This window comes from Lelliottia wanjuensis (genome assembly GCF_030238365.1).
Lineage (GTDB): Bacteria > Pseudomonadota > Gammaproteobacteria > Enterobacterales > Enterobacteriaceae > Enterobacter > Enterobacter wanjuensis.
Genome location: NZ_JASSOT010000063.1, coordinates 144,358 through 159,567 on the forward strand (window position 1 = coordinate 144,358; position 15,210 = coordinate 159,567).

Genomic DNA, 15,210 nt, shown 5'->3' on the forward strand with positions numbered 1-15,210 from the left:
CAAAAAGGAGGCGCTTAGAATAACTATATTTTTAGGCTTTAACTTTCTTAAAGGCCTGATTAAACATGTCTACTGCCTGTTTTGATGAATAGCCAGAAGAATTCTTCGAAAGAATACTTCCAGCAAGGGCTTCGGTTTGCTTACTAGACCTTGCCGGAGCTTTTCGCCCTGAAAGTTCTCTATAAATACCTTTAGGTGACGGAGCTTGAGCTCTAGAACCCATTACAGCAACAGTGCCATTGCTGCGACCAGAGATGGTCACAATTTGCTTCGCTGCAACCTCAGCGGTCGAATTCTTAGCAATACGTTCAATATCATTGCTGGTGAAACCGAGACTGTAGCCTTTGTTCTTAATCATTTTTCGCCCACTCATTTGATATTGCAAATGTAGCATACAAATCGTACCGCTCGAACAGATTTAATAGAATTATAGTCCTGATTTGTCCGGCATTCACTTAACAATTCTTAAGTGTCGCACCCTTTCGCGGAAGCTTCCCCAATCAAAATTCACCCACATGGCGCCGTCCATCGTCAGGCGATCCATTACGCGCGGCCCCATCACCCTTTCGAGCTCTGTGTGGTGCAAGTTGGTAAGCACGCCGAGCGGCTTCATTGCTGCCAGGCGGCGATCCACAATCTGATTCAGCACCACCCATTCACCGCGGGATTCTCGCTGCACACCCACGTCGTCCAGCACCAGCAGATCCACGCTGCAGAGATCGTTAATCACCGCCGATTCTGACCCGTCACCGTCGTAGCAGGCACGCAGGCACGCAGGCACGCAGGCACGCAGGCGCATGGTCAGATCCGGTATGGTCACCACCAGCACGCTTTTGCCCTGTTTCAGCAGGTAATTACCGATTGCTGCTGCCAGGTGATTTTTTCCGGTGCCGGGGTTGCCGCTGAAAATAAAACTGGCAAAGCCGGTGCCAAAATTCTGCGCGTAACTTTTTGCCATCGTCAGCGCTCGTTTTTGCCCTTCCCCCTCGACACATTAGGTGGCGAACGTGCAGCTGCGGTGCAATTCCTGAATACCCGAACGCCCAAAAATTTTCTAAGTACGAGCCTGCTGGTTTATCTTGCTCACCTCGGTGGCACGCTTCCGGCCCTCGGCCTGCTGCCACGCCATCAGCTCGGCGGCGCTGCTGAATTTGGGAGTTACGCCCGCCGGGAGATTTTTTTTCAGCGCTCCAGTGCGCCAACAGCAGATCCGTTTTTCATGTCTACCCCCTGAAACCTGGTGGAATTGCACTGTCAGGCGGGGAGATGTGGTTGATATCCCTGCCCCGGGTTGGTATTAACCACTCGTTTTCGTAGTGGCAGGACGGGCCAAAGAATGTTGCGGCCTGCAGCACGTACTCGGTATTAATTTTTCCAGTTGCTGCATGTAAGCCGCATAGCGCACAGCGCCGTCGATCATGTCCTGCACGGCAACACCAGATTTGATCCGTGCATTCCAGGCTTTAAACGCCGCCTGTACGCTGTTGCCGCCAGCTCGTTTGGAATACTTCGACCAGGCCTCTTCGAACTCTGGCGAATAATCGGATTTGTTGCCTCGTTCCCCCTTGGGGGTAGCGAAACCGATGGCACCAAGCTGGCGATAATCCACGAAGAAATCGTGGCGTATTTTTCAGGCTGGCAGAAATTCTTCGAGCAGTACCTGTGCTTCAACAAATATCAGCATAAAGAGCTCTCCGAACTAATATACGACCTGTTGGTTCCGCAGGTACAGACCGTCGAAACAACGATGACTTTCAAAATGCCAGCGGGTACGCCAGAAAGCGGCCTTAAACTGGATCAGTTGCCAGAAGTGGCTCAGGCGAGAGTGTTGGAAATTCTGTGGTGCAGCCTTATCAGAATAGCACCAGGCGTTAATAATCAAAATACGGCGGATATAAAGGAAGCTGCATCCGCCGTGCGAATAGCTTTTAAAGAACTCTATTCGTAACTTTTTTTATCCTGCTCGTACTGCTTTTTGAGCCTGTTATAGACTTTCAGAAGGAAAATTCCTTCATCAGAAACAGTTAATTTACCGGCTCTAATCAGCTCGATAATTACCTGTTGTGCCGCCTGTGCTGGGAAAGTAGGTGGGTCGATAATATCAGACATGCAATTTTCCTTACTTGGTTTGGACTACCGTAAGGATAACACCGCCACCTGAGGAGTAAAAATAAGCAGGTGCTATATTTCGCCCATTAATATTCAACCGATGAATATTAATGAATCAGCCAATAAAAAAGGATATGCGCAATGAAAGAACCAAAGATTGTTGCGGAGGGACTCACGAATGAACAGATCTATGCCTGGATGAAGGATAAAGCACAAAAGGCATCAGCGCTTCGAGCAGCACTTGCAGAAAAACAGCAGATCGAACAAGTGCTGGTTGAGATTGAATCACGGATAGATCAACTTACCAGTGAAGCATCTATTTAAGTTCTTCCGCATAGTCTGGATTCCACTCAGCATCCATAACATCAGGAAAACTCATCTGCTGATAATTGCTTAATGTAGTGTCAATGTATTTTGCAACTGTCGGATCGAATTTATCAGTTTTTAGGTCATCGTGAAGAATGAATAAAACATCTTCTAAAGACAGATTCCTGATCTTATCTAACGGCCAGTTGTATCGGGTGAAGAGTAGATGATGCAGGGCTTGTTTGCCACGAAGGTCATTAAAGATGCTTTTGTTTTTCTGCCTGTATGTTTCCAGAAGAACGTCTAAAAGCGTTAATTGTGCTGCTCGATGATAAACGCAGCTGATCTGTGAGAGTGTTACGGAACTATTTATAGAAATATTTCGAACCTGAGCTACGTGGTCTTTGTACTTACCAAAAATTATGTAATGCGCAGGATAATTTTGCATAACGTTTCCTTACTGGTTGTGTGAGAACACCAGTATACCACTGAGCCTGATGTGGTTAAAAGACAGGCATAAAAAGGAGACATCATGAAACATCAACATTACGGAACTCAACAGGTCATTAGGGGATGAGTCCGGGCTGGCATGATGGTTGTTTATAAAGACCAGATCTGGAAAGCGTCAGCTAATCGAAAGGGTTCTCTTTATTTAAGTAATTTGCGGGAAAATACCCGAACGAAAGATATTTGGATAACCATTCTTTTGGATGGGCGCGGGCAAGCGTTAATTAACTAAGCAGCAAATTTATCGTTTCTTTATTTATGCCCTCACGGGCAGGGAATCATTCAACCTAAATTCAGGAGTTAATATTATGTTGTCCTAAAAAGTGAAGTTCGGAAATACTGTGATTTTCAAAAACGAAGATTGCGAGGTTTCGCAGTTGTTTAAGCTGTCCTCCATTCTTCGAACTGCAGTGCTGGTGAAGTTTGGCACCACAACCTTTCACGAGATCCGCAGCCTTTCCGGGCGGCTTTAAGAAGCAGCCTATGGCAAAGAATTTCCCCAAAAACTTTTCGGTCACAAGTCCGAGAAAATGACCAAAAAGTACCTCGATAAGCGTCAGAAAGAGTACGTGATGATTTAAATTTTCCTTGTGAAAAAAATGTTAAGGCCGATTTTGTTGTGATATAAAAGGAAAAGACCGGATATCGAAATTCGAGGAAATTTCGAGGATTTTCGGGGCGGTTTCTGTAAGTTACTGATGTGACTTACAAATAAAAAGAGACCGAATACGATTCCTGTTTATTCCTCGATTTTATTTTCTCCTTTCATTTCAACAAAATACGCATCACTCAGATTAAAAAACACCCCGATCATGATGCGTTTTCAGGCACAGAAAATCATATAGTTACCCAAAATTTCGGACATGTTCGGACGAGATTCGGACGTTTTTTTGCCTTCCATGGCTATCAATTCCCGCTCATCATAATCGCCGTCGTCAGGTGGCCTGCCCGGGTTGGGCGGGCGACCCTGCGGCTGTATTAGCGCCACTACTCACCCCCAACATTTTTTGCATCCCTTCCACCAACATTTTATTCAGCGCTTTCCCGTCGGGTGTCTGGTAAAACGCCGGGATCAGGTTCGCGTTGTGATAAAGAAACTGCTGCTCAGCAAGCGTAAGCCCAAAATCAGGGGCAGCAGGCGGCGGCGGTGGCGCGTATTGCTGCTGCTGATACTGTGGCGGGTAATATTGCTGCTGTTGCACCTGCGGGAGCATGTGGGCGTATTGCGGGTAATGCTGCGCCACCAGCTGGCGAACCTGCGGATCGTAAAGATTGAGCCCGGCAAGCGGATTCGCCTGGGGCATATTGGCATACGGATACATTTTCTATCCTCGACATCCAGATCCAGAAAAACGGCCCCGAAGGGCCGATTTAAATCACCAGGATTAAAGCTTGGCGTTAACGGGTGCGGCGTTCTGCGCTGCCCCCGTCAGGGTGCCAGAGCCGATGTTAACTTGTGCGTTAGTGGCTTTTGCCCACTGGTTGCACTCGTTAAGACCATGCTGCAGCCAGCCCAGACCCTGCGCTTGCGCCTGGAACTGGAGCTGGTTCTGGTTCTGGTTGTTCGTCATCTGAATTTCCAGGCCGTGGGTGTCTTCGCGGCGGCATTGATTCAGACGCAGCTCGGTGATCGTGTTTTCTGCGACCGTCAGCTGGCGGTTCAGATTGTCACGGTCAATAGAACTGATCAGCGCTCGGGTTTTGTCGCCGTCATCGCGGATTGCGATGGCAGTGGTCAAAGTGCCGATGTTTGTAGCTGATGTTGCGTTCTGCACTGCGGCATTCAGCACAGCGAAGCTGTTCTGGACCGAATCTTTGACGTTGGCAAAACCCTGCTGCCCTGCCAGCGATGCGCGAGCAATTTCGCCGCCCAGCATCAGGGTCTGTTGCAGCGTGGTGTTGTTGATGCTGCCGGTGCTTTCAGCGACCTGCGCCTGCGTCTGCAGAGCAGTCAGCGGCACGGCGGCCTGAACGTTACCCAGTTGCTGCAGGATTGCGGTTTCCAGCACGCGGCCATTATCGCCACAACCACCGCCGCCACCGTAACCGCCACCAAAACCACCGCCGAAGCCAAAACCACGGCCTAACAGCGCACCAACCAGCAGACCGCCGATACCACCGCCGAAACCGTCCCCACCAAATCCACACCCACCGCCGTAGCCACCACCGTAGCCGCCGTGCATAGGATAAGGAACAGGAAAACCTTTAATCTCAACTTCATTCTTGAATGGATTGTCCATCTCAGAATCCCCTTCATCATCATGTTTTGGCGAATCAGACGGCACGCGCACAGCAGATGGACCCTGGCTAACCGGGCTTGCCGGTTTCGGGTCTTCTGGGTATTCGTTGTCGTCATAATCGCCACCTGTCAGGTTGCGCATATCAGCCTCCTTTCGAGTTGATAGCACTGTGGTTATAGACAGGTTTATGCGGGGTTTCTATTGAGTTATCAGAATGTTACGCACGTGCGTAACGGTTTTACATTACGGCGGGTTTTGGTCCATTCCGGCGGCGGTATCCTTTCATCCTGCAGGCATCGGAGCAGTAAATATGGCGGGGAAATTTCGGGGTAAACCACACCGGACACTCGAGGCACTGTCGGCGGGATTCGATAAGATATTCACAGCAGCTGGCGCGCCCTTTTCCTGATAGCGCAGCGCAGTGCTTTTGGCACTGGATAAGCTTCATAGTGAGTTCCAGAGGTATAAAAAAACCCGCTCTGTGGCGGGTTGGGGTTAGCTTACAAACTCTCTTTTGCCGTCCTCAATTCTCCCAGTGATTTTGCGGTAAACTCTTCAAGTGCCTGATCCTCTTCTGGAGTCAGTAAGCCATACACCTTTCCTGCAAGTAACGCCACATAGTAATCCTCTGGCGCTGGTCCGGTGGCCCCTCTTCCTGATTGAATAGTCGCAGTAATAAGGAAATCTTTATCTGCCGATGGGTTGCTGCTGTCTCCGGGGCCAAGACTAGACCAGAGATATGCAGATCCATCAGGCATTAACTCCCATTCACCGCAATGAATATACCCACTCGTTTGATTAAAATGAGCGTGCAATATGAGGTTTACGGATTCCCCTTTTATTCTTACTGTCACCAATGCGTGAAACACGGCAATCAAATTATCGGGGCAGTTCTCAATAGTTACCCCAGGTTTCAGGTAATAAACACCCGGCTCGGCTGTGATGGTATTAAATTCCCCGCTTTCCAGCACCGTAACGGTAACACCACCATCACCACCACCGGCAGCCATACTGATCGCTTCAGAATTATAAATTTGTCCCATGATGATTAATCCGTTACTGAGAAAATGTTTTGTGCTGTCGGTGAAAGGCTGTCTACGCATTTAACGTATAGATTTTCACCCGCCTCAAGAACGACATTTTTTAACTCACCATTTCTAATGCTGTGTCCAAAATCAAGCACAGGTAATGCGGTCCCGATCGCCAGGTATGCTTCAGAACTACCACTGCTTTTCTCAACTGAAATGGGGTTGGCTGTCGGGCCGGTGTAAAGAGGAAACCATCCGTCTTCTGGCTTAACAGTGCTGTTAATAGTGCTCATTGTTTTTCCTTTGATTAGATGGGAAGTTTTACGCCAGCCGGTGCAGCAGGAAACGCCGCAGGATTCTGGCTTAAATCTGTGTTTGCAAGGTCAATAGCGTACTGTTGCAGGGCTGCAAGCGCGCTTTGATCTTCTGATGTAGCTATGCCGAGCGTAACGGCGGATTGCAGCGGAAACGCAGCGGCACTGGTGGCAATCAGCAGGCGGTTAAATTGATCGGTGTTTTGTGCTGTGACGACTGTCGGGTCAACTTCTGGAGTGACCAGCACAGGATATCCAGTGGCATCAGGAATGATTTGTTGGCCATTGGATTGCCCTGATAACAAATCCTCATACATCTGCTGAGATATTTCCAGGGCATCCATTGGCCATCCACTCGCATCCTCATAAATCGCCTTGTCCTCCTCAAGAAAAAATCCTCTTTTGCTGGCGCTATAAAAGATTTTGCCCATATCAATATCCCACTGCATATATCAGAGGGGCGACCGATCCTGTATCGCCATACGCTCTGTTAGAAATAACAACACATCCCGTTGCGGTCTTAGAAACAAGTTGGAACATGGCTTCCGCATCTGGATCGCTGGCCGCATTTAGCGTACCCACCAAAACCATACTGCACGCTGTCGGGAAAGCTTTAGGGAAAGTAACTGAAATTGTTGTATCAGATGTAACCGTACCACCCTGTATCCACTGCTCAATAATGCCTGTGCTTCCGCATTGCCACCATCCGTTTGCAGCCTTTGATGCCGTGTTTGCTGATGCCGCCGCCCCCTCCGGTCCTGTTTCAAGTTTAAAATTCAGAACTTGATTTGGTGGATTGCCACTAATCGTAACGGTGGGGATGGTACCGTATGGAACAGCGGTTACTGTGCCAATTGAAAGCGTTGTAGCTGGCCCAGGTGGTCCAGGAACAACGCTATCTGAACCATCATTCCCATCAATACCGTCCTTCCCATTCGTGCCGCCTGCCGCCATTAGTGACCAGAATTCATTTTCACCCACATCAATCGTTGGCGGAGTGTGGTTGGTGTTAGCTTCCAAGCAGTAATAGGAGCTGTATGCCGTGTTTGCATCAGGACGCCAGCGCACCGCATCGCGGAATGCGTATGCGGCAGTGGATGACCATTCGCCGCGCCAGTTGATATTGGTATCAGTGTCCAGCGCTTCCATTGCTTTATGCGCCCAGTGATAGGCGGAATATTCAGGGCCTGCGCCCTGCTCAAAATCCAGCACCGGAACATCAACAGGGTTTTCCGCCCACTGGCGCGCACGCAGCATGGCGGCGGATGCCAGCTCAAGTGCGGATTTAATTTCCATAACTACCAGCGGCGTGAGTAATTCCGGCGCGGGCGATAACATAAACGATTGCAGGTTTCCTGGCGCACTGTCCGAGTAAACCTGAATATTTTGCACGCGTGTTTTAATGCCGCTGCGCTCAAAGTAAACGGCGTACTTTCCGGGGTTGACCGAAAAATCATAATTCCCACCCTGATCGGCGGTGCATTCAGACCAGGTATCCTGAACAACGAGCTGGTTGGTCGTGATCGCCTTCAGCAATATTTTTACGAATGCCTCCGGGCGTTGCATGGGGCCAATGAGCTGGCCGTAAATACGGATCGGGATGACTTCTACCGGCGGCAGGTCCAGCGGCGCGGGTTGATTGAGTCGATTACGCATTAAATATTCTCCAGGTCATCCAGCGTGAACGGTGCGCCCTGCTGTTTCAGCCACTCATTAATCGCTTTGTGCTTATTCGCGTTTTCCATCAAAACGGTGTTGCGCCGTTCGCGCGTCAGGCGGACATCTTCTTTGGCCCGCTCCCGCTGCTGGAAGAGATCAGCATCATGCAGCCAATTACCCTCACGGAATGCGAGAACATGTCCAGGCCGTGACGCTGGCGGTGTTAGCTGCGTGGCGTGCGCTGGCGTCAGCCAGACGCCAGGCTCCAGCGGTGACGGGCGCGCAGGTGAGCTAGCAAGATATTCCCCGGTGTCTTCGTGGTAATGGTGGATGGCCGGGCGCGCGGCTTCGTACTCTGGTTTTTCGTGCCAGGCATAAACAGAGGTGGAAACAGTGGCGGAGGCGCGCGTAACCCACAAGATCGGAAGCATGGGCACGGTCATTGGCATCGTTTCAGAATCGCCAACATCATTGGTTATATCGTCCGGCGCGCTTCCGTATGATCCACCGCCATTGGCTTTATCTGGATCGAGACGCAAAAAACGCGCATCGTCGTCGCCGTCCAGCGTCACACCCTCGAGTGTGTAATGGCTGGTATGGTGATGTTTTTTGAAAACATCCGGGTAATTCTTCAACATCTGCGCATGACTTGAACGAGATGCGCCGTTATCTGTGCCGCGAATATATCGTGAGCGAAGATCTGGAATATAAAAAGAAGCGCTATCCGGCACCATGCCATTAGCCGTGGCGACGGTGTCGCCGATAATGGCGTAAAGGTCTTTATAAGTGGTTTTCGAGAGCTGCGAACCGTCCATAACAACAGAGTTAGCCGGGTGAGTTGAACCGACATACCAGCTATGAGTCCCCAGTGGGCCGGAATCGCCAATCTTCTGCACTTCTTCGGTCACAAACTCAGTGGTTGCGATCTTTGTGCTGCTGTCACCTGCGGGCGGCGTCGGGGCGGTTGGTACCCCCTGAAATTCCGGGCTTAAAATTGGCGCGGCACCGGCCACCATGTTTACGCCGTGCTCGTCGTCCGGATCGTAGTGTTTACCGTCTGCCGTTTTCTTTGGTTCGGTTGCGAGGTCTTTGCGTAGCCAGTACGTTGGGTCGTCAACGTAAAACGAGGTGTACAGTTGCGCGCCGTCATATCCCACAATCGTTATTGAATATGCGCCATCCACCCAGGGCGTGACCGGTAATCCCTGATAAACGATAACACCTGCGCTGTTTGTCTCCAGCGGCTGCGGCAATGGGACTTTATTAAGCGTGGCTTCATCAGTCCATTGCATTAAATAAACTTGCTGGCGGTTTTCTGGCTTTGCTGCATCTGTATTTACTTTCCCGATGAATATCTTTGCGTCAGCGCAAGGATTTCCAAATAGGGGGTTTATAAATTGTGCAGTAGGGTTTGTGACCAGACTGGACATATAACCTCTGTAAATAATTAACGTTAATATATTTAGGAAATGGATTGATTTATGTTTGGAATATCGGTATGGCAAGTGATAATTTTATTTCTATTTATTCTACTTTATTACTTCCAGTACAAAACCCTTAAGAAAATTAACGTAAGCATCTGGCTTTTCCTATTAACACCGATCCCTGTTGTTAATATTTTTACTTATGCTTATTTATCCAAGACGGATCTAACAAAAATAAATTCAGTCAAAAACAGGAAAGACAAATGAAAGAGCAAGGCTCACCGTTAACATTAATTATCATGGTGTCGGTAATTTTATTTTTTAATTTAGTCCCGGCGATCAGAATTGCACGTAAAGCAGGTTATGGCTGGGGTATGGCAATTGCCTTGTCAATACCGGGAGTATCTCTTCTAGCATTTTGGTCGTTGGCGTTCTTTAAGTGGCCCAATGAAGATCTACTTAAACACGTAAGGCGAGATTGACATCAAATCCAACACTGGCGTATAGTCCGCTGTGTGAGGCCTAGAAACCTCCTGAAGTAGCTGACCAACCCCTACACCAGTGTTGGATTTTTTATGCCTGTCATTCGGCGATCGCAAACTGCGGTCACCACCCCGATCAAAGTCGGGAGGACGACGAATACAACACCCGAAAGGGGAATAAGTCTGCGGTACTTTAGGCCGTTTCTAGCCTCCCGGCGCCACCTTTGGTGCTCACTAGAAAAAACTAAAGGGTTTACACCATGATCGAATCAATCTCCTGCGTTATCCCAGAAATCACCGTGCACAACAATCGCCCGGTAACCACCTCCATAGCTGTTGCCAACTTCTTCGGAAAAGAGCACAAAAATGTCCTCCAGAAGATACGATCCCTCGAATGCTCCCCGGCTTTCACGACAGCTAACTTTTCAGCCGTCGTTGTAACCGTCACTGCTGGATTCAATGATCGCGAAATCGAAGCCTACGAAATGACCAAAAACGGCTTCATCTTCCTGGTGATGGGATTCACTGGCAAAAAGGCTGCTGCATTCAAAGAGACTTACATTGCCGAGTTCGACAGAATGGAAATTGAGCTTGCTAAGCGTCAATCACAGCCACCAACTCAACCCAATGGTGATTACTCCATTCTTACCTACTTCGAAAACCACATCCCAGTATGCAGCAGACCAATAATGCCCGATGAGATAGTCATGAGCTTTGACTCATTTTCCGATATGGCGAAGAGAAAAGGCCTGGTGGTGATTTCTTTTCAGATGCTAGCCAATATGACAACCACAGGCATAGCCGGACTGATTGAAGATACCAGGCAAGCCTATTTGAAAGCGCTACCGTTCTGATTGCACCCAGCCCCGGTCAGCGCCGGGGTTATTCTTCTCTACTCGAACCGCTTAGCCACGCAATAACACCAATGCGCGCAATGGCCTGTTTGTCTTTAGTGGAAATCCCACGGTAAAATTCCTTCCAGGCATCCAGTTTACTGATCCTTTTCTCTAAATCTCCCGCTATCGCATTCTGGGTTGCTGCCGGAGATTTAGCCCCATCAACCGCGCGCCGCCATACAGGGGAATTCATCAGCTGCGCTACAGCATCCGATGCCGCCGGTTTAACCGCATCCTTAGCGGCAGCAGTGGCGATGATTGCAGGTCCAGCAACGGGGCCGATAATCGGTATGTGTGCAACGGCGTAACCAAGAGCGGTTTTTTTACCGTGTTTTTTCAGCTTATCAACGAACCCTTCCGGCTTATCGAACTTATCCAGGAATGTTGCAAGCTTGCCGGTTGTAATGTGGTAGCGCCTTGCGCCATTGACAGCTTGACTGAGAATGTACAAATCCCCCATTTGCTTCATAGTGTCAGGACCAAGCTCATCAGCGACAAGGCGCAGGGTGCCGTTTCTTTGCAGGCCGGAGAAAAACTTCACAAAGCCCGGCAAGTTGAATTCACCCTCTGTTTTGGAACCGGTACGGAAAGCATCTTTCAATGCCGTGGCGAGGATATCCCTTCGCATGTTTTTATCAGGAACGCCTCTTTTTAACTCTTGATAAGCCTTCGTATTTCCCTTCATCAAGCCATCCATTGCGCTTTTGGCTTTAGACATAATGTCCCCGGATAAACCCTTCCCAAGGAGACTGCGGACATTGTTTTCCATCAACTTCCGCTGCTCAGTGAGTGCGTTCGCCTGTTGAAGCCTTTCCCCCATACCGGCATCTTTCGCGGCCAATGCTTTATCTTTCTTTAAATGAGCGTAAAGCTCTTCAAGATCCCGCTCTTCTGCGGATCCGAACATTGAGTTATCCAACATTGCGCCCACCTGGCGGCGCTGACTTTCCAGTCTCGCTATAGTAGGAAGCTCTCCATTCTCACCCTTAGATAGGGCGCGAAAAACGCGTTGCTCGACTGGTGACAGAAATTCAACCCCTTTTAAATCATCAGCCTTATTTTTCAGATACGCGATCGTATTGGGCGCTTCAACATCCTGCCGGGCTGGCAGATTCTTCCCTATCTCACTGAAAAGGGTGTTTTCTTCGTTTAATAGTTTTTGCCGAGTATCATAGAACTCCTTGATAAACCGCTCATTCATAGCTTGTTTATCCGGCATCGCCCCAGCTAAATCCGTAATATCAGCGGCTTTTTTTGCAATTGAGTTAATAGCACCCAATTCCCGCTGATAAAGCGGACTTCCTATTTCAGAGGCAAATGCCTGCTGAACCTGCTTAAAGGCTTCATTGCCAGAATAATGCGACTCAAGAAGATCGGCTTTATCAATGCCAAGTTTTTCCGCCGCATCAATGACATCCTGTCGCGGCTGGATCTGCTGCATTATCTGCTGAATATTCTTTGCACCAGGCCTCTGGGCGGTGTTTCGCAATTCATCGATAACACTTAGAATCTTATCCTCGCCTGCCGGTGTCGTCTCAACATCTGGCTTGGGAGTGAAACTGGCAGAATATGAAGGCCCTTGAGATTTAACTTCTTCCGTAATTTTCTCGACGGCGGCTTTTGGGTCTTCGGCAATATCCTTCAGAACGCCCTTCCCTTTGATTGCTGAACGCCCTAAATCCACCCCTTTAACCATTCCAATCATCATTCCGTGAGCTATGAGGTTTGCCAGACCATTCCACGCGGCGTTTTTTGCAAAATCACCTTCCTCGTTGGAGGCCTCAGCGAGTGACCCAAGAATCATCCCACCAGCCGGACCTGCACCAGGGGCGAGGTAATCACCCATTACTTCGCCAGTTTGAGCGTAAGGATCCGTTGGTCGGTCGACCGGGCGATAAACATCCTCCAGTAATTTCGGACCGCCTAAATTTTGGCTTGCTGCGTTAATGAGGCTCGCGCCACCTTGAAGCAAATCAAAGGGGATATTAGCCAGCCCCCTCCCAGCCTGTTCAGTTATCTGTGAGGCGCTCTGCCCCCCAGTAAGCCAGTCTTCCACTTTTTGCAGGCGGGTTGGTTGTTTCTGCTCGGGAATATCAATATCAGGGAGGTCCACACCAGCCAGCTTTGCCTTAAGCTCAGGGTTCGACATTAACCCACGACGAACAGCCTCTTCATATTTTGCTTTTTTATCAGCCGGGAGTATTCCCCGGCGATATGCTTCAGCGTATTTCTCTTCTTTTGTCGCCATAATCAGAGCCCATCAAGTAGTTCGTCGTCGGTCATGTCCTCGATCTGCTTTGTAGCGCGATCATTTTGAGCCTCACTTGTAGATATTGCTGGGGCAGCAGCATCGACCGCTCCACCTGCCGAAACGGTATCAGCCACGGCGGCAGCTAACACAGGATCTTTCACAAACGGCATTGCAGCGCTGTAAATTTTGTTATGAATACCCTGCCGCTCCATGTTCGTGTCGGTTTGATGGGCATTCAAGAAGCCTTCGATCTGATCGAGAGCCTCCGAGGTCATTACCCCTCCGGTCTTATTCGAGAGATAGTTTTTGGCTTGCTCTCCAAGTCCGCCAATGTTGCCAATGCGCTCTATCGCCCCTTCTTTCGGACTAACGTTAGGGTTATCGACCCCTGCAACAGCTGTAAGCAAAGCGTTATAGCCAGCCGGGTTGCCCGATCGCTGCAACTGAATATCTGTTTTTAGCTGATCTAAGTACATCTGCTTATCTCCTAGCGTTCTCAATTGCTTGGAGTAAGGTTTGCTAAGTGAAGTCATTAAGGGGTTGATGTGAGCGAGAGATATACTCCCAGCCAGCTTCCCTTTTTGGGCTATACCCTCTCTGCGAGTCTCATTAAGCATGTTGTGACTACGAATAGCCTCCTCAAGTCTTGCGTAGCCAAGTTGATTACGTTGCGCACCCAGTTGACTTTGCAGGTTGATCCGCTGCGTGCCCAGCTCGAGCTGATTGGCGATACGCTGAGCATCGAGGCCCAGTTTTTGTTGGCTTGTCGCCCAGTCGGTGATCTCCTTCGGATTGAGCGTGCTCAGCATCAGTTTTTTTGCCCAGTCCTTCCACATGCCCAGCTTTTGCGGGTCCTGCGCAGCTGCGCCGATGGCGTTTGCCACGCTGTCAGCACTGAACATGCCGGAAGGGTCAAACATTCCTTTATGCTGGCGTATGTAATCCTGTGCCCCCTGAGTATCCCCACCTTCAAGCAGACCGCTAAGCTGCACAGCCATAGAGCCGACATCTTTACGGTGCTGATCGTCACGCACGCCAATAAGCTTCTGAATTTTTGCGGCATACTCAGGAAACGCAGCCATAACGCGCTGAACGTCTTCCGGATTGTTGCTGTTCCATGCACCCTGGAAAGCTTCGCGCGCCTGCTGCATGCGCTGGCGATCTTCCACCTTCGCCCCAAAATCAAAACCATGCTCCAGCAGACTTGTTGCCCCCTGAGCCTTTTGTAAGCCGAGCTTGTCAGAGCTTTGCGCCATACCAATATAATCAGGTACAGAGCCGCTCATGCCGCGTCCTAATGCCATGATTCATCCCCTTATAAAAACATTAAGGCCGTTGCAGCAGCTTTACCGGCGGTTTTCAGTGCGCTACCATCCCCGCCAGATTTTCCGCCCTGACCGCCCATCATGCCGCCAAGCCCGTACAGCCCCATTCCGCCTGCCATTGTTGCGGCCTGATCTGCAGCCATATACGGTGCCATTGTCGCCTGTCCTGAAAGCCCGGCAGCCTGCGCCAGATAGCCTGCGGCTGAGTTATAGTCCTGATAAGCCCAGTTACCCATGGTTTTTGTGGCCCCAAGACCCTGACTGGATATGCCGCCCAGCTGCTGAAACTGCTGAGAGCGTGCTTTACCCAGTCCCTGCAAATATTGCTGGCCGAGCTGCGTTGACTCCGAAGCCAGAATGTTAGACGTCGCGGTATTTCCCAGACCGCCCGCCGCCTCTGCGCCAGCTTCTGCGGCATATTGTGCCTGCTCCTGCTCCTGCGCATACTGTGGCCCTGCGTAGTAATCTGTAAGCGCCGCCTGACTGTTCATCGGGTTCGCCAGCATCTGTATTTGCGCAGTGAGCGCCTGCGTGCCAGCATTCATCCATGGGGAGATCCAGTCATATTGTTTTTGGCCCACCTTGCCGTAACCTTTTGCGATCTCCTTCATCGCTTTGGCCTGCGCGGCGGCAGCCTTTCCCGCCCCCATGCTTCCAATAAGCCCCATA

18 protein-coding genes and 1 pseudogene are annotated in these 15,210 nt (G+C 49.9%); 4 read left to right on the forward strand and 15 right to left on the reverse strand.

Annotated elements, in window-relative coordinates:
* Window positions 1-31: 31 nt before the first annotated feature.
* From QQF33_RS14485 to QQF33_RS14495, 3 genes and pseudogenes are all read right to left on the reverse strand, one after another.
* Complete coding sequence (locus tag QQF33_RS14485) at window positions 32-358, reverse strand: hypothetical protein (RefSeq protein WP_285149552.1); 327 nt, start codon at window positions 356-358, stop codon at window positions 32-34.
* Window positions 359-451: 93 nt separating this feature from the next.
* Window positions 452-1,210, reverse strand: a pseudogene (locus tag QQF33_RS14490) (ATP-binding protein).
* A gap of 87 nt (window positions 1,211-1,297) precedes the next feature.
* The gene (locus QQF33_RS14495) at window positions 1,298-1,609 is read right to left on the reverse strand and encodes a hypothetical protein (RefSeq protein ID WP_285149551.1); all 312 of its coding nucleotides are present in this window, start codon (window positions 1,607-1,609) and stop codon (window positions 1,298-1,300) included.
* Between the two features lie 9 nt (window positions 1,610-1,618).
* On the opposite strand from QQF33_RS14495, the gene QQF33_RS14500 reads away from it, so the two are divergent.
* Window positions 1,619-1,948 (forward strand): hypothetical protein, encoded by a 330-nt coding sequence (locus QQF33_RS14500; RefSeq protein WP_285149550.1) that lies wholly within the window; start codon window positions 1,619-1,621, stop codon window positions 1,946-1,948.
* Here QQF33_RS14500 and QQF33_RS14505 read toward each other — a convergent pair.
* Window positions 1,939-2,109: a hypothetical protein gene (locus QQF33_RS14505; protein ID WP_285149549.1), complete on the reverse strand. Its 171-nt coding sequence runs from the start codon at window positions 2,107-2,109 to the stop codon at window positions 1,939-1,941. The genes QQF33_RS14500 and QQF33_RS14505 overlap by 10 nt on opposite strands.
* Window positions 2,110-2,250: 141 nt before the next feature.
* On the opposite strand from QQF33_RS14505, the gene QQF33_RS14510 reads away from it, so the two are divergent.
* Entirely contained in the window at window positions 2,251-2,433 is a 183-nt protein-coding gene (locus QQF33_RS14510) for a hypothetical protein (RefSeq protein WP_285149548.1), read from the forward strand.
* On the opposite strand, the gene QQF33_RS14515 is transcribed toward QQF33_RS14510, so the two are convergent.
* The 8 genes from QQF33_RS14515 to QQF33_RS14555 all read right to left on the reverse strand — a co-directional run bounded on the left by QQF33_RS14515 (window position 2,426) and on the right by QQF33_RS14555 (window position 9,593).
* Window positions 2,426-2,863, reverse strand: a complete 438-nt coding sequence (locus QQF33_RS14515) for an ECs1072 family phage-associated protein (protein ID WP_285149547.1) — start codon at window positions 2,861-2,863, stop codon at window positions 2,426-2,428. The genes QQF33_RS14510 and QQF33_RS14515 overlap by 8 nt on opposite strands.
* A gap of 994 nt (window positions 2,864-3,857) precedes the next feature.
* Window positions 3,858-4,244, reverse strand: coding sequence for a hypothetical protein (locus QQF33_RS14525; RefSeq protein WP_285158015.1), 387 nt, complete (start codon window positions 4,242-4,244; stop codon window positions 3,858-3,860).
* A gap of 63 nt (window positions 4,245-4,307) precedes the next feature.
* The gene (locus tag QQF33_RS14530; RefSeq protein WP_285158016.1) at window positions 4,308-5,303 is read right to left on the reverse strand and encodes a hypothetical protein; all 996 of its coding nucleotides are present in this window, start codon (window positions 5,301-5,303) and stop codon (window positions 4,308-4,310) included.
* A gap of 359 nt (window positions 5,304-5,662) precedes the next feature.
* Window positions 5,663-6,205: a hypothetical protein gene (locus QQF33_RS14535; protein ID WP_285158017.1), complete on the reverse strand. Its 543-nt coding sequence runs from the start codon at window positions 6,203-6,205 to the stop codon at window positions 5,663-5,665.
* 5 nt (window positions 6,206-6,210) lie between these two features.
* Window positions 6,211-6,483, reverse strand: coding sequence for a hypothetical protein (locus QQF33_RS14540; protein WP_285158018.1), 273 nt, complete (start codon window positions 6,481-6,483; stop codon window positions 6,211-6,213).
* Between the two features lie 14 nt (window positions 6,484-6,497).
* On the reverse strand, window positions 6,498-6,935 hold the full coding sequence (locus QQF33_RS14545; RefSeq protein WP_285158019.1) for a tail fiber assembly protein: 438 nt from the start codon (window positions 6,933-6,935) through the stop codon (window positions 6,498-6,500).
* A gap of 1 nt (window position 6,936) precedes the next feature.
* Window positions 6,937-8,160: a prophage tail fiber N-terminal domain-containing protein gene (locus QQF33_RS14550; RefSeq protein ID WP_285149541.1), complete on the reverse strand. Its 1,224-nt coding sequence runs from the start codon at window positions 8,158-8,160 to the stop codon at window positions 6,937-6,939.
* Window positions 8,160-9,593, reverse strand: coding sequence for a phage tailspike protein (locus QQF33_RS14555; protein WP_285158020.1), 1,434 nt, complete (start codon window positions 9,591-9,593; stop codon window positions 8,160-8,162). Before QQF33_RS14555 ends, QQF33_RS14550 begins: the two co-directional genes overlap by 1 nt.
* Window positions 9,594-9,850: 257 nt before the next feature.
* Between QQF33_RS14555 and QQF33_RS14560 the strand changes: the two genes are divergently transcribed.
* Both QQF33_RS14560 and QQF33_RS25865 read left to right on the forward strand, forming a co-directional pair.
* Window positions 9,851-10,069 carry a hypothetical protein gene (locus tag QQF33_RS14560; protein ID WP_285158021.1) on the forward strand — a complete coding sequence of 73 codons (219 nt, stop codon included), beginning with the start codon at window positions 9,851-9,853 and terminating at the stop codon, window positions 10,067-10,069.
* Window positions 10,070-10,329: 260 nt separating this feature from the next.
* A complete protein-coding gene (locus QQF33_RS25865; RefSeq protein ID WP_390888478.1) occupies window positions 10,330-10,923 on the forward strand; it encodes a Rha family transcriptional regulator in 594 nt (197 codons plus the stop codon).
* Window positions 10,924-10,951: 28 nt separating this feature from the next.
* Here the strand turns inward: QQF33_RS25865 and QQF33_RS14570 are convergent, their stop codons facing one another.
* The 3 genes from QQF33_RS14570 to QQF33_RS14580 are packed head-to-tail and all read right to left on the reverse strand — an operon-like array spanning window position 10,952 to window position 15,209.
* Window positions 10,952-13,213: a hypothetical protein gene (locus QQF33_RS14570; protein ID WP_285158023.1), complete on the reverse strand. Its 2,262-nt coding sequence runs from the start codon at window positions 13,211-13,213 to the stop codon at window positions 10,952-10,954.
* Between the two features lie 2 nt (window positions 13,214-13,215).
* Window positions 13,216-14,520 carry a hypothetical protein gene (locus QQF33_RS14575; RefSeq protein WP_285158024.1) on the reverse strand — a complete coding sequence of 435 codons (1,305 nt, stop codon included), beginning with the start codon at window positions 14,518-14,520 and terminating at the stop codon, window positions 13,216-13,218.
* Between the two features lie 11 nt (window positions 14,521-14,531).
* On the reverse strand, window positions 14,532-15,209 hold the full coding sequence (locus tag QQF33_RS14580; protein WP_285158025.1) for a hypothetical protein: 678 nt from the start codon (window positions 15,207-15,209) through the stop codon (window positions 14,532-14,534).
* Window position 15,210 lies beyond the last annotated feature (1 nt).